Origin of the sequence: Halocatena salina (genome assembly GCF_023115355.1) — an archaeon.
GTDB classification, from domain to species: domain Archaea; phylum Halobacteriota; class Halobacteria; order Halobacteriales; family Haloarculaceae; genus Halocatena; species Halocatena salina.
Genome location: NZ_CP096019.1, coordinates 2,361,254 through 2,383,447, shown reverse-complemented (window position 1 = coordinate 2,383,447; position 22,194 = coordinate 2,361,254). Strand labels below are relative to the sequence as shown.

Genomic DNA, 22,194 nt, shown 5'->3' with positions numbered 1-22,194 from the left:
AAACACGGCGGTGAGCGGGCGGACAGACGTTACTCGTCTCGGATGCGACCCTGTTCGTCGGGAACACCGGAATACTCATAAAAGTACGACGTGAGAACCGTCCGCCATCGTTTGGCGTGTGCGAGTTGTTCGTCGAACCGCTCTGCGACGTGGCGGTACCGTCGATCGTCGATCGCTCCATCGAGTCCGTGCCACCGTTCTCGAAGTCGTTCGATCTCCTCGACGCCCGCGAAACAGTTGTCGTACAGTCGCTGAACGACCGTCGTTCCGTCAGTCAGCTCGTACTCCCACGGAAGGTGGTGGAAGAAAAGAAGGTACTTCTCGGGGCACGTCCGAACGGAGTTATAGCGGTCTGCGATCGGTGGCGGATACTGCGCGGCGTAGCCGCTCCCGCTTTCGGTCCGATCGACACCGATACCGTCCTCACTCGCGCCGTGGTAGCCGGGCCACTCCTTCGGCGATGGATGATAATGGTTTTCGAGATACTCCTCGCCGTTGTGCATCATGTGCATGAGACCGAGTCCACCGGTTTCGTAGTCAATGCAGGCTTCCCAGGAGTGCTGAAGGATCTCGCTGACGGTGTCCACGACGTCCTCGTCGGTGCCGAACGTCTGGTGGATCCACTCCTCGGTGATCGCCTCAGTGGACCGATCAGGAGACCACACGACACGGCCGAAGGCGTACAGATTCGCTTGAGCGAGGTAGTGTCCCGTCCAGTTGTGGTCTTCCCCGACGTTCCCGACGCCCACGATCCCCGCGCCGTCGTCTTCGAACAGCGACCGAACCGGCGTGTCCTCACCGTCGGCGTAGGTGTCAAATTCGAGTACTTCCTTCCACATCGGGAGGTGGTACGTTGCGTGCACGCCCTGCCCAGTGTACTCCCCAGTGATCTGTAGCTCCAATCCCAGATTCGTCTCCGACATCGCACCAAACAGGGTCGACACTGGCTCACGGGGTTGAAAGTCGACCGGGCCGTTCTTTATCTGAACAGTGACGTTGTCGGCGAACGCCCCATCTAGCGGTTCGAACGTTTCGTACGCCTGCACCGCCCGGTCTTCGTGTGAGCCGTACACGAATGCTCGCCACCAAACCCGTCCGCCATGTGGCTCGAGGGCTGCCGCGATAGCGTTCGCTCCCGCCACGTGATCGCGGTCGTAGTCGTACGGACCGGGCTGACCCTCCGAATCGGCTTTGACCAAGAACCCACCGAAATCCGGGATGAGGTCGTATATCTCGTCGACTTTCTCCCGCCACCACGCTCGAACGTCCGGATTCTCTGGATCCGCGGTGTCGAGACCTCCGACAAGCATCGGAGACGCGAAATTGACCGAGAGATACGTCCGGATTCCGTACCGCCGAAACATCGACGCGAGCCCGGTGAGATCCTCAAGGCGGCGTGATTCGAGCAGCTGCCACCCTTCGAACGCCTCGAACGCGTCGTTTGCGCTCGCTCGTGAGGGCTTGGTCGTATTGACGTTGTTGAGAACGATCCCGTTGATCCCGACCGAGGCGAGCAGACGGGCGTACGCTTCGTATCTCGGCCGGAGATCGGGCAGTCGTTCCCAGTCGAAGATCGACTCTCCACCGTAGCCACGCTCGACCGACCGGTGAAACGGGGTATCCCACTGGTTGAGTACTCGGTGTTCGTACGCCGGTTCCTCGCGGACGGACAACTCCTCGATCGGTTCGCCGATCTGCATCAATCGGAGCAGATGGAACGTTCCGTACACCAATCCTCGATCGGTGGGCGCGGTTACGACGAGACAGTCCATGCCGTCCCAGCTCACCGACCGGATGAGAAACCCTCCGTCGTCGAGATCGTGAACGACATCGACCGGTACCGATTCGGCGATCATCTCCATGTCCGCGGGAGTCCCGATGGCGAGAAATCCCTCGACCGTCGTCGGTGGATGCTGCCAAAGGTGGGGATCGGTTCCGAGCAGTTCGGGGAGTGCCCGCCGCAACTCGTCTCGAACCGCGTTCAGTTCCGGTGCCGTTTCGGCGACGTACGCATGCGTACACCACCGTCGGTACGAATCCAAGCGCTCGCCCTCGACGACACAGCTGTATCGGAGCCAACAATCGTCGTACTGGTTCATCGATCGATCGACCTATCGATGGCGATCTGTAAAACTGTGCTGGTCATTAAAACGTCCGAGTGCGCTGTCGATCCCCGATCGTCCTCGAAGATCCGCTAATCCCGGATCGGTGTCCAACATCGTATCAAAACGTGATGATCATCCACAATGTTTATTATCAACCATGGTTACGTATCCCATGTTATGGAATCTAACAGCGGTTTGAGCGACTACGACGGCATGATTAGCCGTCGTGAAATGTTAGCAGTGGCCGGGGCATCCGGGATGGCGATGCTTTCCGGCTGCGCCGGAGGAAATCAATCCGGTGGCGGTCAGGATACTGCCACGTTTCGAAACGCCTTCACCGGTAATCCGGTCGATCACCACTTCAACACTTCTGGGATCCAAAACTACAGGTGGCCCCCCGGACGGGCAGTCTTTGCACCGTTTTTGAAATACTCGTTTAACGAAGAGAAGTTCCTCCTTGGAGCGCTCAAGGATCTACAGGTCACCGAACAAGAGGCTACGCTCACGTTCCGGGACGATTTAACGTGGGATAACGGCGATGAATGGACGACCGAAGATTTGGACGTACAGCTCCAACTGGCGAAGAAAACCGGGACGTCGCTGTGGGGCTATCTCGATGATTATGAGATCGTCGACGACAAAACGGCGAAACTACTGCTGTCGAACACCACGAACCCTCAGATCATCAAGTTCGAACTCACGAACTTCTTTGTGGATACGAAAAAAGAAACCCACGAGAAATTCCTCGACAAAGATGAGTCCGAGTTTCTACAATGGGCGTGGGAAGATCCCGTCGCAAGCGGGCCGTTCTCGTTCGTGAGCAAAGGCAAGCAGGCGTTCGAATTCGAACCAAATCCGGAGTTTTACAACGCCGATAACATCAACATCGACACGTATCTGCTCCAGAGCTTCGGCGGGAACAGCGCCCAACACCAGGCGTTGAGCACGGCCAAGGAGATCGATGCATCGTCGAGCCTGTTCGTGCCCCCAGAGATAGTCAATGAGTTCCCAGACCACGTTGTGGAGATCAACATTCCGGCCAAATGGGGGTACGGCATCGTGTTCAACCACAATGATCCGCATTTCGGCCAGCGCGCGGTTCGCCAGGCGGTCGCACACGTCATCAATCGCCAAGCGATCGTCGACAACGCCGGGCCGCGGTCGAAGTTCGTCTCCCAGACACCCTGTGGGATCGCGCCCCGCGATCAGGAGTACTGGCTCGGCGACTGGCTGGACGATTTCGAAACGTACGGTCCAAAATCGAGCCAAACTGAGAAAGCGACCACACTACTTGAAGACGCTGGCTACTCCAAACAGAACGGGAAATGGCAGAACTCGGACGGCACGATCGGGGGAGAGTACTACTCTCCCGCGGGCTGGACCGATTGGACGACGATGACCGATACCGTCGTCGACCAGTTGAACAGCTTCGGCTTTGATCTCACGATCAGCACGCTGCCGACGAACGACTGGTTCAGCCACTACTCCAACAGCAACTTCACGATGGGAAGTCTCTACTGGCTACCGGGTGGCTCACGGTCGGCGTTCCCGTACTTCCCGTTGCGCTACCAGCTCTGGGAGGAGGAGATCGGCGGCGGTCACAACTACCGGGAGAAAGCCCAATCCGAACAAACGATCCCCGGGAGAGACGGCGGAGAGATGACGCTTACGCCGTTGGAGGAAACCGAACAGATCGCCCAGCAGCCCAGTGACGAGGGGTCGAGACCGTACGTCCAACGATCGGCCTGGCACAGCCACATCGAACTGCCGTTCCTCGGACTCGTCTCCAAATATGAACAGTCGTGGGTAACGAACGACAACTGGACGGTCGCCGCCGAGGATAGCCCGAACCGAAACGTCAAATGGCCCCAGTTCTGGTGGCCTCACGAAGGCGAACTACAGTACGACGGATGAGTTCACAAACCACAGACCATATCGATCGAAAAACATCATGAACTACTATCTCAGACGAACGCTGCGGATTCCACTCACCGTGTTCGCGGTTGCGACGCTTAGCTTCGGGTTGATCCGTCTGCTCCCTGGTGGCCCGTTCACCCAGTTGCGAGTGCAGCTCCTCCGGCAGGGCGTTCCGGCCGAACAGGTCGACGCACGCATCCAGGCGCTCCAGAACATTCGGCCCGAAGCGCCGCTGTGGCAGCAGTATCTCGATTATCTCGTCGGTGTCGTACAGTTAGATCTGGGGGAATCGATCTCCTATGGAGCTCCCGTTCTCGAAATCATCGCGCGGGCGCTCCCGTGGACGGTGCTTCTGGTCGTCGTTTCGACGGTGCTGATGTTCGTCATCGGCGTGCTGATCGGTGCCGTTCAGGCGTACTGGGAGGGTTCGATCTTTGACACCGTATTTTCGGGAAGTTCGATCTTCTTGATGGCGGTCCCGTACTACATTTTCGCGGTGATCTTCCTGTTTTTCCTAGGGTACCAGTTCCAACTCTTTCCGACCGGGAACGCGGTCGCGCGGACCGTCGAAGCAGGCTTTACGCTCGAGTATTTCACCAGCGTTCTGCACCACGCCGCTCTTCCGATCATCGCGTTCACCATCGGTGGGATCGGATCGACGGCGCTCAACATGCGGAGTAACAGCATTCAGGTGCTCGGCAAGGAGTACGTCGAGGTCGCTCGGCTGCGCGGGCTCTCCGATGGCCGCATCGCCACCCGATACGTTGCCCAGAACGCCATCCTGCCGATGTACACCGGGCTGCTCTTGTTGATCGGGTTTCGCCTAGGGGGAACCGTCGTGCTCGAAGAGATCTTTTCCTATCCCGGACTCGGCTACTACCTGATCGAGGCCGTCAACGCGAACGACTACCCGCTGATGATGGGCTGTTTCCTCGTCATCACGGTCACCCTCGTCGTCGCGGTGTGTGTCGCAGATCTGACGTACGGACTGATCGATCCACGCATCAGCGCAGGTGATACCGATGGCTACTGAGGCCGATTCTACGGACGAGATCGACTGGCGGTCAGAGGCGTCGTCGGTGGAGATGAGCCGCCGCGAACGGCTACGCGAGTTCGGCCGTCGCTGGATCTACGAGCCGGCCGTCATCGCGTGGGCGGATATGCGCACCCGGATCGGGCTCCTCATCCTGAGTGTCTACGGGCTTATGGCGATGGTCGAAGTGTTCGGCCTCTGGCGCAACCCCTCGACCAATCAGGCCGATCCGCTCCTCAAACCCTTCGAGACCATGCAGTTCCCGCTGGGAACGACACAGTCCGGCGTCGACCTGCTGGCTCTGATCATCGATTCGACGCCGTTCATCCTGTTGATGGTGTTGGCGGGCGGCGTGTGGGCGACCGGGATCGCGGTCCTCGTCGGTACAGTCTCCGGGTACAAAGGCGGAACCGTCGACAACATTATCACGTCGATCTCCGATTTCTTCATGGCGATTCCGGGCCTGCCGCTCGTCATCGTGCTCGCGATCACGTTCAAACCGGAAAACCCGATCTTTCTCGGGGTGATCCTCACGATCAACTACTGGGCAGGGTTGGGTCGTTCGATCCGGTCACAGGTGCTCTCGATCCGGGAATCGAGCTACATCGAAGCTGCCCGAACGATGGGAACGAGCACACCGCGCATCCTCCTCAAGGATGTGCTGCCGAACCTCATGCCGTATGTGATGGTCAACTTCGTGCTCGCCGCGCGCTACACCATCTTCGCGTCCGTCGGCTTGTATTTCCTCGGCGTGTTACCGTACACCGGGCAGAACTGGGGCGTCACGCTGAACTACGCGTACGAACGGGGCGGTCTGCTCACCATGGAGGCGTTCCACTGGCTTCTCGTCCCGATCGTCGCCATCGTCGGACTTACGTTCGGACTCATCTTAGTGAGCCAAGGACTCGACCGGGTGTTCAACCCGCAGGTCCGTACCCGTCTCACCGGCGAATCGGAATCGATCGAAGAGGAAAGCGACACGACGACATCGGGGTTGATGTGAATGTCTACTGACAGTGCATACGGAAATCAGACGGCATCAGACGAGGGCAGCGACGATCCGATCCTCGAAATCAACGATACGAGCGTCACCTACGACGATGGGGAGACGTACGTTCTCAACGACGTTACCGTCACCATCGACCGACACGAGGTCCTCGGCATCGTCGGCGAAAGCGGGAGCGGAAAATCGATGTTTGCCTCCGCGTTGCTCGATGCCGTGCCCGATCCGGGAGTGCTCAGCGGACAGATCCGCTATCACCGGGACGACGGATCGACCGTCGACGTGTTGGAATTGAGCGACGAGGAGCTTCGTCAGTTCCGTTGGGAAGAGGTGTCGATGGTGTTTCAGGGCGCGATGAGTTCGTTCAACCCGACGATGAAGATCGGGACCCATTTCACGGAGACACTCCGAACCCACGATAAGAACGTCTCCGAAGGGATGGACTTCGCGCGAGGGCTGCTCGAAAACCTCTATCTCGAACCGGATCGGGTGCTCGATTCGTACCCACACGAGCTGTCGGGCGGGATGCAACAGCGCGCCTTGATCGCCCTGAGCATGGTGTTGAACCCCGAGGTGCTCGTGATGGACGAACCGACGGCCGCGCTCGATCTGTTGATGCAGCGGTCGATCCTCCAACTCCTCGACGACCTCCAAGCGACGTACGATCTGACGATCGTCTTCATCACCCACGATCTCCCGCTGGTCGCGTCGCTCGCCGATCGGATGGCAATCATCTACGCGTTCCAGTTCGCCGAAATCGGTCCACGTGACGATATCATCGGCGACTCAGCCCATCCCTACACGCGGGCGCTGTTGAACGCAACGCCGAACATCGACGCGCCACTGGTGGAGATGCAACCCATCGATGGCGAAGGTCCTGCTCCAGTGAGCGTCCCGTCGGGCTGTCGGTTCCATCCTCGGTGTGACCTTGCAACGGAGAAATGCCGAACCGAGGACCCACCACTCGACGTTCTCGATGAGTTCGGTACCGACCACCGAACGGCATGTCACCACTGGACGGAGGCCCGCGAGGAGATTTCCCTCAACGTCGGAACGACGAGCGATTGGTACGATGCAGGCCAAACGAACGCGGCATCAGACCGGACGCCCGAACGACGGGATACGAGGGCAGATGAGCCACCGCTCCTGTCGCTCACGGACGTCGATGTCCACTTCACGAAAGAGCAGGGACTGCTCGAACGGTTCAGCAGCGATCCCGACACCGTACGAGCAGTCGATGACGTTTCGCTCGACATCCAAGAACAGGACCTCGTCTGTCTCCTCGGCGAAAGCGGCTGTGGCAAAACGACGTTGGGTAAGACGATGATCGGATTGCAACGTCCGACCGGCGGCTCGATCGAATACCGAGGACAGGACATCTGGACGGCGGACACCAGCGACAGCACCATCTCATCCGACGAGATCCGGTCGGCACTCCAGATCATTCACCAGGATCCGGGCAGCGCGCTCAACCCCAACCGGCGTATCGCCGACATCCTTTCGGAACCGCTCCGACACACTCATCCAAACGCCGACATGAACGAGCGACGGAGCCGGATCTACTCGTTGCTCGAACGGGTCGGCATGACGCCGCCGGAGGATTTCATCGACCGGTATCCACATCAGCTGTCCGGCGGCGAAAAACAACGTGTCGCCCTCGCTCGGGCGTTGTTGATGAATCCGAACGCGATCCTCGCCGACGAGGCGATCAGTGCGGTCGATGTCTCGTTGCGCATCGAGATCATGGATCTGATGCTCGAACTACAGTCGGAGTTCGACACCTCATTTCTGTTCATCTCACACGATCTCTCGAACGCACGGTATTTCGCCGAGCACGGCGACGGACGGATCGCCGTGATGTACCTCGGTGAGATCGTCGAGATCGGCTCGGCCGAGCGACTCATTCACGATCCGCGCCATCCCTACACGGAAGTGCTCCGGTGGGCGACGCCGAATTTGGATCTCGATGCCATGGAAGCCGACGATCCGCCCATCAGGAAGATCGATGTGCCGGATCCGGTCGATCCGCCCTCGGGCTGTCGGTTCCACACCCGCTGTCCCGTCGCCCGAGAGGCGTGTCGCAACGAACATCCGGAGCTACAGGAAATCGACGGCGGAGACGGAAGGGCCGCGTGCTTCCGTGAACATCCCGACCACGAGTACTGGGACAGCGAACCCTTGGAGGGTGCCCACCGGCGGAACGATCCGAGCTGACACCGTCGGCTCCCGAGGGAACGAACAGCGACAACGCTATTAGTGAACGGCGACACACCGTACTGATGGCACGGTACGAACCCGAGTGTGTGGACGACACGCTGTTTCTCAGTGCTGACACCGAACGGATCGAGATCGGAACGATCGACGACATCGTGGCCGCGATCGGTGGCGAAACGTACACCATCGAATACGACGAGAAACAACGGACACAGGCGTGGTTGAACACCGACAAGGGAGTCCTTGAGATCGATGTTCGTGAGACGGTAACGACGCTTCCACACACCGAAGAGACGGTTTCAAAACTCCAGCAGTACGACATGGAGACTGACCGGTACGGGCTTCCGACCCGGACGGTCGAGTTCACGAACGAGTTCGTCGACATCCTCGAACAGCAAGGGCGCTCTACCGCGTGAGCGGTGTACTACACCGCTTCGATCCCGCTACGTCACCGAGATTTCACGGCCAGTCTCGGCCGCTTCATAAATAGCTGCGAGTGTCCGCATGTCCACGAGTGCGTGCTCGCCGTCGGGTGACAACGGTTCCTCACGAAGAACCCTGTCGGCGAAATAGTCGAACTCCTCGGTCATCTCATCACCGAACACGTCACGACGACCGTCGTCTATCTCCGCCGTTCTCCCATCGAACGATCGAAGCGTCAGCTGCTGGGGCGATTCGCCGAGGAACGTGGGTTCGAGTCGGAGCTCTCCCTCCGTGCCGACGATCCGTAACTGTCCCGAGCGATACGCGTTCTGGCTGGCCGTACAGGCTGCATACGTCCCATCGTCGAACTGTATCGTAAACGCGGCGTGCTGGTCGGGTACGTCTCGAAACGCCTCGTTTTCCGAGTGCATCTGTGCAGTCACACTCACTGGATCGGCGTCGAGGACGAACCGAGCGGTGTTGAGCGGGTAGATACCGAGATCCATCACCGTCGCGCCGTACCCAGCGAGTTCCGGGTCGAGACGCCACTGGTCGGGCGATCCCGACACCACATCGAGCAACTGTTGGCCCATATGGCCGTGGACGACGACTGGATCACCGATAGCGCCATCCGCGATGAGTTCGCGCAGCCGGCGCACCTGCGGGTCGGTCTGCATCCGGTAGGCGATCATCAGCGGAACATCCTCTGTGGCCGTAACGAGTTCCTCGGCGCGTTGCTGAGTTGCTTCGATCGGTTTCTCACAGAGAACTGCCTTCCCGTGGTCGGCAGCCGCCACAGCGTACGGTAGATGACGTGCGTTTGGCGTACAGATGTAAACGGCGTCGTACTCGTCAGTTGCGTTGCCGGCCACGAACTCTTCGTAGGTGATCGCTGTCTCCAACCGATCCGTCCCGGCCACCACGTCCGCGGCTTTTTCCTGGCTATCGCTGACTGCGACGGTCGTCTCACAGAACGCTGCCGACTCGATGGCCGGAATCGCCTGCTCGCGCGTCCACCACCCGAGACCGACCAAGGCGAGGCGAAGCGTCCCCGACTCCAGCCGTTGCCAGTCTCGGTCTCTCAGACTCCGCAAATAGTCGTCGATCGCCATGCTATTCCAGTTCGAGGCAACCGCCAAAAATGTAGTGGACGGGGGAATGACTGCGCTCGAAAAACCGTAAGAATAGTATGAGTGAACCGAGAATACCCACCTAATGGTGGAGACACGAGAGAATTATATCGACGGCGAGTGGGTTTCGACCGAAACAGACGAGACGATCGACGTAACGAATCCTGCAGATCCGAGTGAGGTCGTCACACAGTATCAACGATCCAGCGCGGCCGACGCGGCGACAGCAGTCGAGGCCGCAGCCGATGCGAAATCGGAGTGGGCAGCCACTCCCGGTCCCGAGCGCGGGAGCATCCTTCGGACGGCTGGAGCGCTCCTCGAAGAGCGCAAATCAGAGCTAACTGATCTCCTGATCGCCGAGGAAGGGAAAGCCCGCCCGGAAGCCGCCGGTGAGGTCCAGCGCGCGATCGACATTTTCTATTACTTCGCAACCAAGGCAGCTGATCTCGGCGGAACGGTGAAGGGTGCGAGCGCCCCCAGTACGAATCTCTACATCCGGAAGGAACCGGTCGGTGTCGCCGCGCTCATCACACCGTGGAACTATCCGATCGCTATCCCAGCGTGGAAGCTTGCGCCCGCGCTCGCTGCGGGTAACAGTGTCGTCATCAAGCCTGCATCACTCGCTCCCGGCGTCGTCATCGAAATGGCGGCAGCACTCGAAGAAGCGGGACTCCCCGACGGTGTGCTCAACGTAGTGACTGGTCCCGGAAGCGAGGTCGGCAACGAGTTCATCGAGAACGAGGACACCGATGTCGTCTCGTTCACCGGCAGCAGTCAGGTCGGTCAGATGGTGTACGACCAAGCGACCGACGCCGGAAAACGCATCCAGACTGAATTAGGCGGGAAAAACCCGACGGTAGTCTCCGCGTCGGCCGACCCAGCAGAGGCCGCCGATATCGTCGCTTCGGGTGGATTCGGAACCACAGGACAGTCCTGTACGGCGTGTTCCCGTGCCATCGTCCACGAAGACGTGTACGACGACTTCGTTTCGGAGCTGGTCGATCGGGCGGAGACCATCGACATCGGTCCCGGCGCTGACCACGAGATGGGTCCACAGGTGAGCGCCGACGAACGGGATTCGACCCTCGAATACGTCGATGTCGCCCAAAACGAAGGAGCGACACTTGCCACAGGTGGCGGCGTTCCGGAGGATCTCGGTGACGGGTATTTCGTAGAGCCGACCGTCTTCACCGACGTCGAACACGACATGCGTATCGCCCAAGAGGAAGTGTTCGGTCCCGTCGTCGCCGTGTTGCAGGTCAAGGACTTCGAAGAAGGGCTCGAAGTAGCTAACGGCGTCGAGTACGGGCTCTCTGCCAGCATCGTCACCGACGATCATACGGAAGCCAACCGGTTCGTCGAGGAGGCAGAAGCGGGCGTCGTGAAGGTCAACGAGAAAACCACTGGTCTCGAACTCCACGTGCCGTTCGGTGGGTTCAAACGTTCGTCCTCGGAAACGTGGCGCGAACAAGGCGACGCCGGATTGGATTTCTACACCATCGAAAAGACCGTCTACGACAACTACTGAGACCATCTAGTCCCTCTGACGTTTTCCCACGTTCAGTACCGCTTCGGTCGCCCATACAGATGTGCGGATAGGGGGAACGCGTGAGATCCAAATTCTGAAATACAGAACGGGTACGCGCCGTGTATCGTCGACGACGCTTCCATAATCACGTATGCATCCAGAGCTACGGACCAAAGCGCCAGAAGACGGATCGAAGCGTCTTCAGTGGCCGTCCAAAATGATAGAACGGCCTCAATAGTTGATGTTGAGTTCGATCACGTTCGCAGCACTAAGCACCTTTTCGGGCAGATCGCCGTGGAGGTCCTCGTCGCTAACGCGACTCGCGGGAGCCGAGACGCTAATCGCACCCAACACCTCTCCCGAGGACGTTCTGACGGGAGCACCGAGACACCGAAGCCCTTCGAGACGCTCACCATCGTCGATAGCGTATCCGCGCTCGCGGATGTCACCGAGCGCCTGAAACAACTCCTCACGCGTGCTGATACTTTTAGGCGTTTTCTGTGAGAGACCGTGTTGATCGAGGATCTCATCGACCCGTGATTCCGGAAGATGAGCGAGAATCGCTTTTCCGAGTGCCGTCGTGTGAAGACGCGTCCGGAGACCAGCGTACGTGTCGAGATCCACGGCATCAGCTCCTTTCGCCCGCATCAGGTAAACGCCCATCCCCTGTTCCTCGATGAGAATATTAGCGAGTTCACCCGTTTCGGCCGCCAACGACTTCACTTCGGGTTCGGCTACCTGGTACAGTTCCATCGACTTACGAATACGGCCGCCGACTTCGAGGAATTTCAAACTGAGCTGATATTCGTCGTCGCTCTGTTGTACGTACCCGTGCTTTTGAAGTGTCGTCAGATGATTGTGGACAGCGCTCTTACCCATATCAAGCCCGTTTGCCAGTTCGGTCACCCCACAGGAACCGTGCTCCATCAACTGTTCGATCAGAGCGAGCGTTTTTTCCGTGGTCCGCACCGGATATTTGGCGTCCATGACTTTTCCTTTAGTATCTTCCCGAATAAACGTTCTGTTCTATAGAACAATACAATCGGAGGAGATGACGAGTTCCCGATCGAAGACAGCCGCGGTTCCAAGTTATAGTATCTAATCAATCAATACGCGAGCTTCGACACACCGGGAGAAGAGCGTCGACAGGACATTTACACCGTACGCTAGCGCCATAGCTGCTGATTCACATGCACCATGCATAGTTATAATTGCATATCGAATCCTCGTATGAACAGAGCTGCGCTTTGGCGGTAGGGTGTTATGACAGTGAGTCAATAAACGCGTTGCAAGGAACGGGATAACGGATAGGATCGACAGACAGGGCGGTCGTGGTCCCATGGCTGTCGCTGATCAGACGTTTGCCGATTTATACGGTTTGATTGATCGTGTCGAGGAGCGTTTCGTTCCAGTCTTGGGCCAGATCCCAGAACATCACACCCTGCATCCCTCGTTCTTTGGCGAAGGAAACCTTTTCCGCAATGGACTGTTCGTCGTCGTAGCTGATGAGCGTGTTCTCCGATTCGTTGATGAGGTACGGTACCTCACCGGGCTGGTGGTAGTGGCGCTCCCAGCCGTCTGCGTCGATGTAGTTCTCTTCGAGATCCCCGAAGTCGAAGGCTCCTGTCGGCTCTGCCCCGTCTTCGAGCAGATGGTGCCACGTTCCTTCCGGAAGCCCGGTGTAGCCTCCGTACAGTTCAGTCCCGTTGAAACCACGGCCATAGAACGGCAGCCCTAACACCAACTCGTCGTGCTCAGCAGGTGGTGCTGGTGGATACTCCCATTGACCCGGCCAGTATCCAGTCTCGCCGTGCTCACCGGCCCACAACGTATCAACAGCGTATTCGACGTAGTACTGGTTGTGATACGTTTGCCCGTACTGTGCGTTCTCTGTGGGGTGAGCGTCACCGTAAATCGGCGCGTTCAGTCCTGCAACATCCATCCACGACCCAGTGAAATCATACGCCATGATCATCGCGTAATCGCAGATTTCACCGATCTCACCGTGTCGAAGTCCGCCAGTGTTCCAGTCCGACCCACCGTTGGCGACGGATAACCAGTACTTCCGCCCGTCTTCCGAACCGGCTGCATCGAGCGCGTCCCGGAGTGTCTTCAGCAGATCGATGTGGGTCTCGTAGTCCTGGTTGCTCCCACATTGACAGTTGCCCTGTTGGCTTCCGGGATGCTCCCAGTCGATGTCAACACCGTCGAGATCGTATTCACGTACGATTTCGACCGATCGCTGTGCGAAGCTCTGGCGCGTGTCCTGACTCGCAGCGATCTCGCTGAAACCCTTCGAATCGGCCCAGCCCCCGATCGAAACGTGGATCCGCGTATCGGAGGCCGGTCCCGACTTCAGTTCCTTGAACGCTTCGAGGTTTTTCCGATCCTGGTCGCTCATGATCGTTGGGATCCCGTTTTGGGCGTCGACGCCGAGGAACGCGTATTTCACGTCAGTGAGTTTGTCCCACGGAACATCCTCTGGGTAGTAATCGTACTCAGATGTGGATTTCCAGCCGGGATAGTAGCCGATAATCTTGAACTCGCTCGTGGTGTCACCGACCGACACCGTCTGTGTGGTCGAATCGGTCGCCCCATCGTCGTCAGTAACGGTGAGGGTAATGGTGTACTCGCCGCTTGCGGCGTAGGTGTGGTCAGTTGATTGCCCCGTTGCAGTGGTATCGTCGCCGAACGTCCATTCATATGACTGAATCGATCCGTCGCTATCGGTCGCATCGCTGGCGTCAAGGGTGACTGACTCGCCCGGCGAGGGCGACGACGGCGTGGCCGTGAACGCAGCCGTCGGCGAAGCGTTTCCACCACCGGGCCCGTCACAGTCGCCGAGTTTCCCCCAGACATCGTCGCTTTCATCCGGTTCGTTGCCACGAGTCCACCACTGGGCCTCCCAAAGTGCACCGCCGGACACCACTCGATCACCGCCGGCATAAGCCGTCGTGGCGTCCCATGTGCTGACGTCGCTACAGTCCGCTGCTGCTGCTGTCGAGCTAATCCCGTACAACACCATGGGAAGCGTCGATACTTTCCGAAGTAGGTCGCGTCGTGAGTCGTTCATCGTCGTGTGTAGTCGTATCTGTCATTCGATTTGCAAACGATACTACTGTGGGTATACAGTCCCCTTGCTCTCCACGCTGATTGGAATAATAACCTATTACTATAAAATAATTTCGGTAATTAAAATATTAATGATATATTGGGCGAAAGGTGTGGGAATGATTCACGAGAGTAGTGGGTAACTGTTTAAAGAGAAGGGCGACTCCGAGCACGAAACGTTCACGAGTGAGAGACGATCGGTACTCCTACAGAGAGAACACCCGAAAGCAGTCAGTTCAAGAGGTTTACTCACAACAGCGATCGCCCGAAGATATCCATCTCGATCCGGGATGGGGGTAGAACGGCTCCCCGAACCGTTCACCGACCGTGAACACCCACTGTCTCGGTCATGGGTCGGAGTTCCCGAACGTATTCATCTCTCGTGAACGGACCTTTGCAGGTGCTCATTACACACATACGTCTGTAATGGATCGAACGCGTCTCAGCACGCGTACGCTATCGGGGTCTGCCTAACACGTTATTGTTAGTGTGTGGCAATGTACTGAACATATCCAAACTGATTTCTGCTATCTGTACGACATCCAGATAAGAACTATCTCCGGTAGCTACATCAGTAAAATAATTCACTCATACGAAAGTAGCTCTCCCGACGAGGAAGTGGCACTAGATGTCGATGTGATACTATCTAGTTATCATGTTCTCCGATAGCCACATGCGGTTTTAGACGATTCTGATAAATGGTGGATACGATACTGTTCGAGCGGTCGGTCCAGTATGAACCAACAGTTTCACCGTTTCTTGCCACGCGGAGCCGGGTCTGGACACATCAACACCACGATAATAAAGAACATGGAACACTGCATCAGATCGAGTTGTTACTTCTAATGATTAGTCTTAGATCATCTCATCCGATATCGAAAGCAGATAGCATCATTTTACAGCGTGGTTCGACCGTCGCTCGCTGTCATCACCGATCTTTTTGGATGTTCAGCAGTCGAACTACTATACAGGGCACGATCAGGACTGGGAAGTGCTGGCAGTCGGTACGACTGGTACGCACATACTGTTTGTTTCACTGGAACAGCAATCGATGCTCATGGATCTGTCGACAGCACGGTAAACGATCGGTGATTCACAAAACATATAGTACGTTGTGCTGGAAGCTATCGTATGGGAAAAGAATCTACTCGCCGTGCATTTCTCACGACGGTTGGTGCCGCTGGAGTAGTGTCGCTAGCCGGGTGTTCCTCTCTTCCGGGCGGAGGTGGGGGGAACGAACCCGCTGATCCCGGGGGAACTAACAACAGCACCAGCAACACCACCACGACCACCACCAACGGTGGTGGCGGAAACGGTGGAAACAACGCACCGGGGCAATCTGTTGTCGACTTCAGTAACGTTCAGGATTGGCAACCCGCCGCAGGGAAGCTGTCGACCACCACTGACGACGTATTCCAAGGGGACCAATCCGTGGTGCTCGAACCGAAAGGGGAGAACGTCGCCAAGATCACCAAAACGTTCTTCTCCGATTCGGGTGGGGAAAGTGCACTCGATCTGTCCAAACACGATCTCTCGCTGGCAGCGAAGATAAAGAAGCCAAATCTGAAACTCCAAGACAGTCGCATGAAAATCGCGGTGAACGTCATCGCACCGGCTGAGAGCGCCATGGTTACAGCGATTCGTCAGTTCCCCCGTGAGCTCGATCAGTGGGTTCGGTTCGATCTCGGCTACACGGACAAAAACGGGAATCCCAAGCTGGGTAACGTGACGAAGATAGAGATTCAGGTCGGACCACGACAGGACGGCAAGAAGTTCAAGGTGTTGGTCGATGATCTTCGGAAGGTCCCCAAGGCGAACAAGGGGAAAGTAATGCTCCAGTTCGACGACGGATTCTACACCACCTACGAGAACGCCTTCCCGATGTTGCAAGAGCGGGGGTGGCCCGGGTCGGCAGCGATCATTCCGGACGCGGTCAATGGCGAGAACTACGTGACCGATCAGCAGATGCGCGAGATGTCGAAAGCAGGATGGGACATCATCGGTCACTACGGCAAAGCCCTGTCAACTATAAATGACGAGGGGCAAAAACAGGCCCTCCAACAAGTCAAACAGTACCTCAAAGTACAGGGGTTCAAGCAAGGAGCGAAACACTTCGTTCTGCCGAACCATCGCTTGAACAACGCGGCACTCAAAAATATCGACGAAATGTTCGAGACAGCGTACCTTCAGGGAGGAAGTCCAAACAACGCGAAGGCCCCGAGTAACCCGTCGTTCATCTCTCGGATAAACGGGGAGTCCATCCGAGGGGCCCGCCGTATCATCGATATGGCCGATGAGTTCAATCAGCTCGCCGTTCTTTACTTCCACGAGATCGGCGACGGCGATGGGTGGCTTCCGAAAGCGGACTTCCAGAAGATCCTCGATCATATCGAGAAGAAAGACGTCGATGTCATTACACCCACACAACTCATCAATAATAAGTGATGTAAATCGGTGATCCATCGGTCCCGTCTCGTGGGTAGCGTCCGCACGATCTTTTGATTTCACCGTCGTGCGCCGGTTCCGGTCGATCTCTACAGACTGCTGCCACTGCCAGATATCGGATGAATATGTGTCTTATGTCGTCAAAATGTAATAGTCAGCGCACAACACACCATCGAAACTACAATAATGTAGCGAGACTCGGTTCAGGCCACGGGATCGACGTACTGCGCTTGCCAGTCAGTACGTGCGTCGATCTCGCGCTGGCCTCGACGCGTAACCGTGTAGTAGTTCGTCCGTCGATCGCGGTGGCCCTTCTCGATCAACCCTTTTCCCACTAACGTATCGAGATTTGGATATAATCGGCCGTGGTGGATTTCCTTCTCATAATACTTTTCGAGTTCGTCTTTGATCGCCAGTCCGTGTGGGTCGTCGCTGCCTGCAATAACGTACAACAGGTCTCGTTGGAAACCAGTCAAGTCATACATATCTATTCATGGCTAAGATATCATATCACATATTTCTTTCCCATAATTGTATAGATATTATTATATGTATTACATAGAGTGCGCCACTCCATAGCCAGCTACTGTTCCCGCTTTCGCGGTCAAGGCAGTATCGGCGGACCAGAGCCGACTGATGGAGTTCGGTGAGACGACTTCGCCTGACGAAAACGACTGACAATCCGCTGTTCGTCCGTGGATCCAGGAACAGGTGATGTTATCTCAGATTTCATCACCCGCTTTAAAAAGAGTCAGCTCAGTCGCCTGGTAGATACTGATGAGTTCGGTGATGATCTCGTCGTAGCTTTCGTCTTCGACCCGAAGCGAATCGAGCTGTTCGATCGTCTCGTTATCGAGTGTGACGTCTGGCATCATTGACCGTTGGGGATGTACTCGGATAAGTACTGTCTACGCACCCACGATAGCGAGACGAACATGACATAGCAGAGAATAGAGAGAGAAATATAAAACTATACGTGCGAAAAATATATCAAAATGAATACTGAATGATCGAGAGACGCATACATTCGATCCTGTAACCACACCGGAGCGCGTGGAGGGTTTAGGATCGATGGAAAGACGATCTGTTCAGTAGATGAGGCGGGGATCGTTCTCGATCATATACAGGGTGCGTGCTGCGATGTTCACTGCGTGATCGGCGATCCGTTCGATGTCACGGATCGTCAATAACACGCGTGACACCTCATCGAGTAACTCCTCGACTGCCCACGGACCATCACCGTCGGCTTCGTGCGTGATGAGATCGCGCACGACAGTCTCATTCGCCCGTTGACAAAGTGCATCGATCCTATCGTCGTCCGTGGCGATCTCCTGGCACGCGTCGGCGGACTGGGTGGCGTAGGCGTCCAGACTTCGATCGAGGAGAGACAGGGCGTCACGGCCAATGTCGTCGACGGCTACTCGGGACGGCCAGTCCTGTCGTACGGCCAACGCGTACTCCCCGAGGTTGGTCGCCAGATCTCCGATCCGCTCTAGATCCGTGATGATCTTGAATGACGCCGAGATAAGCCGCAGGTCGCTCGCAACAGGCTGTTGCAATGCCAACAGCTCGACGCACTGCTGTTCCAACGCGAGATACGTGTCGTTGATCTCCTCGTCGCCCTCGATGACCGTTCGTGCGAGCGTTTCATCGCCAGTAGCAAGACTCGACAGAGCCGAATCGAGACGATCCGTAACGAGTTCGCCCATATCGAGGACGTTCTCCCGGAGTGTTTCGAGCGATTGTTGGTACTGTTCCCGTGTCACGACAGTCACCCGAACTTACCGGTGATGTAGTCCTCAACCCGCTGGCTGTCGGGATCTTCGAAGATCGTATCCGTGTCGTCGTACTCGGCCAGTTCACCGCCCGTGAGAAAGACCGCCGTCTGGTCCGAGATCCGCGCGGCCTGTTGCATGTTGTGGGTGACGATGATCACCGTATACTCTTGGGCTAACGAGTCGATGAGATCCTCGATCTTCGACGTGGCGACGGGATCGAGTGCGCTCGCCGGTTCATCCATCAGGATGATCTCCGGATCGACCGCGAGACAGCGAGCGATACAGAGCCGCTGTTGTTGGCCGCCCGAAAGGGCAAGCGCGCTCTTCTCGAGTTGATCGCTCACTTCTTCGAAGAGTGCTGCTCGCTTGAGTGCCCGTTCGACTCGCTCGTCTAGGTTGTCGGTGCGTCCGTGAATCCTGAGTCCGTAAGCGACGTTGTCGTAGATACTCTTTGGAAACGGGTTCGGATGCTGGAACACCATCCCGACTCGGCGACGCAACGCGACTGGATCGACATCGGGATCGTAGATGTTCGTACCATCGAATCGAAGCTCTCCCTCGATGGTCGCAGCATCGACGAGATCGTTCATCCGATTGATACACCGGAGGAACGTCGATTTTCCACAGCCCGACGGGCCGATGATTGCCGTCACCTGTCGCCGGGGAATCTCCAGATCAACCGTTTGGAGCGCTTGCTCCCCATCGTAGTACACGCTTACGTTTCGAGCTTCGATGATCGTGCGCGTTCCGATCGACTGCTCATCTCCGCCAACTGTGGCTTCAGCGTCGGCGGTCGATGCTCGTGCTTGGGTGGGTTCGTGTTCACTCATGTGTATCCCTGTTGTACCGGTTTCGGAGGATGATCGCTGTGGTGTTCATCACCAACATCAGGACCAATAACACGACGGCGGTAGCCGGAACGATGCCGTGTCTGAATGTTGGATCGACGTTGCTTCGAGCGGCAAAAATCTGGAGCGGAAGGGCAGCCGCACTCGAAAACAGTCCTTCCGGTGGCGTGTACGTCGTGGTAGCGACAGAAATGATGACCAGCGGCGCGGTTTCCCCGATCGCCCGGGCGAGAGCCAAGATCGTGCCGGTCAAGATGCCGGGAAACGCCTCCGGAATGACGACTGTACGCAGCGTCTGCCATCGGCTGGCACCCATCCCGTAAGCGGCTTGGCGCAACGAATCCGGAACCGATCGGAGCGCCTCTTGGGCGGAGACGATCACGATCGGGAGGATGAGAAACCCGAGCGTTCCAGCGGCGGCAACGACGACGCCCGTCCCGAATCCCAACGTGTTCCGGAACAACGCGAGACCCAACAGTCCGTACACGACCGACGGAACCCCAGCGAGGTTCGATATGTTGATCTCTAAGAACGCTGCCAATCGGCCGCGCCACCCGGAGTGGTGGACGTATTCCTCTAGGTACACCGCGGCTCCGACACCGACCGGAAACGCTAGAAGCGACATAAAGCCGACGATCACGATCGAACCGACGAGCTGGGGATAGATGCCCGCCGCCAGTGCATCCTGCCCGTGCCACGAGTTCAACAAGAGCGTCGGCGTGAGATACGTTTCAGGACCCTGTACGCCGAAGCTGCGTTCGAGAACGGCACCGAGAACCACACCGCCGAGGAACACGAACGGTCCCAACATGCCGATCCGACCCTCCGGTTCGTTCACGACAGTGTCGCCGATAACGTAGCCGATCGGGACGACGGCTCCGGAAAACAGCACGACCGGCAACGATGGTTCGATCCCAGTCACGAGCGCACCGACGGCGACAGCGAGCGTTCCGACGACGACGATGGCTCCAGCGAGTGCTGCCTCACGAAGCGACCCCCGACGCGACACGACCGAGACCGTACCCGCTCCAACGGGGAGCGTGACGAAACCCACGTATGCGACCCATCGAGCGACGATGCCGACGATAGGACGGAACACGCCGTACAGACCGGCAGCGAGGGCGATCCCGACAAGGATCGATCCCACCATCGTTGGCCCGGTGTACGTCCGATCTGCGGACTGTCGAGCGTACGCGAGGACGATAACCGGTGGGAGCGCTCCAAACAGCACGTAGAGGAGAACGTCGTACGGATCGAGTGCCTCAGCGACGACGTAACCGAGAAGGCTCACGAGGAGCGAGCCACAGACGACGGCGAACGTTTTCGTGTTCACCGCCCTGACGGGCGGGTGACGGCGGGCGTACAGGGTGAACGCCGCGGTCGGTGTCACGAGTGTACCGAGATAGATGAGATACCACTGGGTCGAGGCGGTCAACGGCTGGAAGGCATCGAACGCGATGTACCCGAACAACACCATCAACGAGACGATACCGACGAGTGTCGCGCCTACGAGCGCGCTCGCAAAGAGACGACCTTTCAGCCGTTCGAGCCGAACGCCAGTCGATCCATGCAGGCTGTCAGCGGATGCTTCATCGGTCGCCATCACTCATACACCTCCCTGAAGCGTCGTCTGACAAGTTCAGCCAGTGCGTTCATCGAAAGTGTAATACAAAACAACGTCAGTCCGAGCGCAAACATCGACTCGTACGTGGGACCGTGACCGAGCGAATCGGCCCCAGCGATCTGTACCATAGCAGCAGTGATCGTCTGACTGGAGTCAGCGAGGTTGGTGAGAACGTTCGGGAAATGAGGCATTTGAGGACTCATTCCCATTGCCATCGTCACGGCCATCGTCTCACCGATCGCGCGCGAGATCGCCAACACGTAGGAGGCGACGATCCCGGAGGTGGCCGCAGGCACGACGATCTTCGTCGAGACATCGAACTTCGTTGATCCCAACCCGTATCCGGCTTGCCGAAGGCTGTCGGGCACCGCTCCCAATGCGTCTTCGCTGATCGAGGACACCATCGGGATAATCATTATCCCGACAACTATGCTCGCAGAGAGAGCATTGAACGTCTGTACTGCAGGGATAGCCAGCGTGAACTCGGGAACGATCGGGAGCCACGAGGGGATCAGCTGGACCGATAACGGAAACAGTTCCTGAAACAGGGGAGTGATGTACACCAGCGCCATGTAGCCGTAGATGACCGTCGGAACACCAGCGAGGATTTCGAGTGCAGGCTTCAGCGCGGAGCGTGCCCGTTCGCTCGCGTATTCGCTCAGATAGATCGCTGCGGCCAAACCGATGGGGAGTGCGATGAGTGCCGAGCAGAGAGTAACGATAAGCGTCCCACTCACCAGCGGAAGTACCCCATAGGCGTTGTCAATGATCGGACTCCACTTCGTGCCGGTGAAAAACGCGATCGGTGAAATCTCTCCCCAAAATACTAGGGCTTGACCGGAAAGCGCGAAAATGATTCCGACGGTTACGAGCACCGTTAGGACCGCACACAAGGCGATGAGCCATCCGTATAGCTTCTCTTTCCGAACGACGAACTCGTTTCGCTGTAACGATTCTGTCCCCGGATCCGACCCGGCTGTGGAGGAACCATCTGCACGCTCTGTCGCTGGGGTCGATCGTTCACTCATCGTTAAA

Annotated in this window: 17 protein-coding genes; 7 read left to right on the top strand and 10 right to left on the bottom strand. The window is 57.5% G+C overall.

Features of this window, described 5'->3' with window-relative positions:
• Window positions 1–29: 29 nt before the first annotated feature.
• Window positions 30–2,099, bottom strand: coding sequence for an alpha-glucuronidase family glycosyl hydrolase (locus MW046_RS12210; RefSeq protein ID WP_247993382.1), 2,070 nt, complete (start codon window positions 2,097–2,099; stop codon window positions 30–32).
• A 237-nt stretch (window positions 2,100–2,336) separates the two neighbouring features.
• Between MW046_RS12210 and MW046_RS12205 the strand changes: the two genes are divergently transcribed.
• The 5 genes from MW046_RS12205 (at window position 2,337) to MW046_RS12185 (ending at window position 8,688) form a co-directional block, all read left to right on the top strand.
• On the top strand, window positions 2,337–4,019 hold the full coding sequence (locus tag MW046_RS12205) for an ABC transporter substrate-binding protein (RefSeq protein WP_368411410.1): 1,683 nt from the start codon (window positions 2,337–2,339) through the stop codon (window positions 4,017–4,019).
• Between the two features lie 37 nt (window positions 4,020–4,056).
• Window positions 4,057–5,055: an ABC transporter permease gene (locus MW046_RS12200; protein WP_247993380.1), complete on the top strand. Its 999-nt coding sequence runs from the start codon at window positions 4,057–4,059 to the stop codon at window positions 5,053–5,055.
• Window positions 5,045–6,058 carry an ABC transporter permease gene (locus MW046_RS12195; protein ID WP_247993379.1) on the top strand — a complete coding sequence of 338 codons (1,014 nt, stop codon included), beginning with the start codon at window positions 5,045–5,047 and terminating at the stop codon, window positions 6,056–6,058. Before MW046_RS12200 ends, MW046_RS12195 begins: the two co-directional genes overlap by 11 nt.
• The gene (locus MW046_RS12190; protein WP_247993378.1) at window positions 6,059–8,272 is read left to right on the top strand and encodes an ABC transporter ATP-binding protein; all 2,214 of its coding nucleotides are present in this window, start codon (window positions 6,059–6,061) and stop codon (window positions 8,270–8,272) included.
• 65 nt (window positions 8,273–8,337) lie between these two features.
• Window positions 8,338–8,688 carry a hypothetical protein gene (locus MW046_RS12185; RefSeq protein WP_247993377.1) on the top strand — a complete coding sequence of 117 codons (351 nt, stop codon included), beginning with the start codon at window positions 8,338–8,340 and terminating at the stop codon, window positions 8,686–8,688.
• Between the two features lie 27 nt (window positions 8,689–8,715).
• On the opposite strand, the gene gfo6 is transcribed toward MW046_RS12185, so the two are convergent.
• Window positions 8,716–9,807 carry a D-xylose 1-dehydrogenase Gfo6 gene (gene gfo6 / locus MW046_RS12180; protein ID WP_247993376.1) on the bottom strand — a complete coding sequence of 364 codons (1,092 nt, stop codon included), beginning with the start codon at window positions 9,805–9,807 and terminating at the stop codon, window positions 8,716–8,718.
• A gap of 103 nt (window positions 9,808–9,910) precedes the next feature.
• On the opposite strand from gfo6, the gene xacF reads away from it, so the two are divergent.
• Window positions 9,911–11,353, top strand: a complete 1,443-nt coding sequence (xacF, locus tag MW046_RS12175) for a 2,5-dioxovalerate dehydrogenase (protein WP_247993375.1) — start codon at window positions 9,911–9,913, stop codon at window positions 11,351–11,353.
• Between the two features lie 231 nt (window positions 11,354–11,584).
• Here xacF and xacR read toward each other — a convergent pair whose 3' ends face one another.
• Window positions 11,585–12,340 carry an HTH-type transcriptional regulator XacR gene (gene xacR / locus MW046_RS12170; RefSeq protein WP_247993374.1) on the bottom strand — a complete coding sequence of 252 codons (756 nt, stop codon included), beginning with the start codon at window positions 12,338–12,340 and terminating at the stop codon, window positions 11,585–11,587.
• Window positions 12,341–12,722: 382 nt separating this feature from the next.
• Complete coding sequence (locus tag MW046_RS12165) at window positions 12,723–14,426, bottom strand: glycosyl hydrolase family 18 protein (protein ID WP_247993373.1); 1,704 nt, start codon at window positions 14,424–14,426, stop codon at window positions 12,723–12,725.
• 1,169 nt (window positions 14,427–15,595) lie between these two features.
• Here MW046_RS12165 and MW046_RS12160 point away from each other — a divergent pair.
• On the top strand, window positions 15,596–16,909 hold the full coding sequence (locus MW046_RS12160; protein ID WP_247993372.1) for a polysaccharide deacetylase family protein: 1,314 nt from the start codon (window positions 15,596–15,598) through the stop codon (window positions 16,907–16,909).
• 203 nt (window positions 16,910–17,112) lie between these two features.
• Here MW046_RS12160 and MW046_RS12155 read toward each other — a convergent pair whose 3' ends face one another.
• From MW046_RS12155 to pstC, 6 genes are all read right to left on the bottom strand, one after another.
• Complete coding sequence (locus tag MW046_RS12155; protein WP_247993371.1) at window positions 17,113–17,394, bottom strand: PadR family transcriptional regulator; 282 nt, start codon at window positions 17,392–17,394, stop codon at window positions 17,113–17,115.
• A 237-nt stretch (window positions 17,395–17,631) separates the two neighbouring features.
• Window positions 17,632–17,781 carry a DUF7557 family protein gene (locus MW046_RS12150; RefSeq protein ID WP_247993370.1) on the bottom strand — a complete coding sequence of 50 codons (150 nt, stop codon included), beginning with the start codon at window positions 17,779–17,781 and terminating at the stop codon, window positions 17,632–17,634.
• A 216-nt stretch (window positions 17,782–17,997) separates the two neighbouring features.
• On the bottom strand, window positions 17,998–18,675 hold the full coding sequence (gene phoU, locus MW046_RS12145) for a phosphate signaling complex protein PhoU (protein WP_247993369.1): 678 nt from the start codon (window positions 18,673–18,675) through the stop codon (window positions 17,998–18,000).
• 5 nt (window positions 18,676–18,680) lie between these two features.
• Window positions 18,681–19,517 carry a phosphate ABC transporter ATP-binding protein PstB gene (gene pstB, locus MW046_RS12140; protein WP_247993368.1) on the bottom strand — a complete coding sequence of 279 codons (837 nt, stop codon included), beginning with the start codon at window positions 19,515–19,517 and terminating at the stop codon, window positions 18,681–18,683.
• Window positions 19,510–21,138: a phosphate ABC transporter permease PstA gene (gene pstA, locus MW046_RS12135; protein ID WP_247993367.1), complete on the bottom strand. Its 1,629-nt coding sequence runs from the start codon at window positions 21,136–21,138 to the stop codon at window positions 19,510–19,512. The genes pstB and pstA overlap by 8 nt, the downstream gene beginning before the upstream one ends.
• Window positions 21,138–22,187, bottom strand: coding sequence for a phosphate ABC transporter permease subunit PstC (gene pstC / locus MW046_RS12130; protein WP_247993366.1), 1,050 nt, complete (start codon window positions 22,185–22,187; stop codon window positions 21,138–21,140). Before pstC ends, pstA begins: the two co-directional genes overlap by 1 nt.
• Window positions 22,188–22,194: the final 7 nt, after the last annotated feature.

Excerpts from the sequence above, each read along its gene's own strand:
- MW046_RS12210 (WP_247993382.1), bottom strand. The coding sequence starts at position 2,099 with ATGAACCAGTACGACGATTGTTGGCTCCGATACAGCTGTGTCGTCGAG.
- MW046_RS12205 (WP_368411410.1), top strand. The coding sequence starts at position 2,337 with ATGTTAGCAGTGGCCGGGGCATCCGGGATGGCGATGCTTTCCGGCTGC.
- MW046_RS12200 (WP_247993380.1), top strand. The coding sequence starts at position 4,057 with ATGAACTACTATCTCAGACGAACGCTGCGGATTCCACTCACCGTGTTC.
- MW046_RS12195 (WP_247993379.1), top strand. The coding sequence starts at position 5,045 with ATGGCTACTGAGGCCGATTCTACGGACGAGATCGACTGGCGGTCAGAG.
- MW046_RS12190 (WP_247993378.1), top strand. The coding sequence starts at position 6,059 with ATGTCTACTGACAGTGCATACGGAAATCAGACGGCATCAGACGAGGGC.
- MW046_RS12185 (WP_247993377.1), top strand. The coding sequence starts at position 8,338 with ATGGCACGGTACGAACCCGAGTGTGTGGACGACACGCTGTTTCTCAGT.
- gfo6 (WP_247993376.1), bottom strand. The coding sequence starts at position 9,807 with ATGGCGATCGACGACTATTTGCGGAGTCTGAGAGACCGAGACTGGCAA.
- xacF (WP_247993375.1), top strand. The coding sequence starts at position 9,911 with ATGGTGGAGACACGAGAGAATTATATCGACGGCGAGTGGGTTTCGACC.
- xacR (WP_247993374.1), bottom strand. The coding sequence starts at position 12,340 with ATGGACGCCAAATATCCGGTGCGGACCACGGAAAAAACGCTCGCTCTG.
- MW046_RS12165 (WP_247993373.1), bottom strand. The coding sequence starts at position 14,426 with ATGAACGACTCACGACGCGACCTACTTCGGAAAGTATCGACGCTTCCC.
- MW046_RS12160 (WP_247993372.1), top strand. The coding sequence starts at position 15,596 with ATGGGAAAAGAATCTACTCGCCGTGCATTTCTCACGACGGTTGGTGCC.
- MW046_RS12155 (WP_247993371.1), bottom strand. The coding sequence starts at position 17,394 with ATGTATGACTTGACTGGTTTCCAACGAGACCTGTTGTACGTTATTGCA.
- MW046_RS12150 (WP_247993370.1), bottom strand. The coding sequence starts at position 17,781 with ATGCCAGACGTCACACTCGATAACGAGACGATCGAACAGCTCGATTCG.
- pstB (WP_247993368.1), bottom strand. The coding sequence starts at position 19,517 with ATGAGTGAACACGAACCCACCCAAGCACGAGCATCGACCGCCGACGCT.
- pstA (WP_247993367.1), bottom strand. The coding sequence starts at position 21,138 with ATGGCGACCGATGAAGCATCCGCTGACAGCCTGCATGGATCGACTGGC.
- pstC (WP_247993366.1), bottom strand. The coding sequence starts at position 22,187 with ATGAGTGAACGATCGACCCCAGCGACAGAGCGTGCAGATGGTTCCTCC.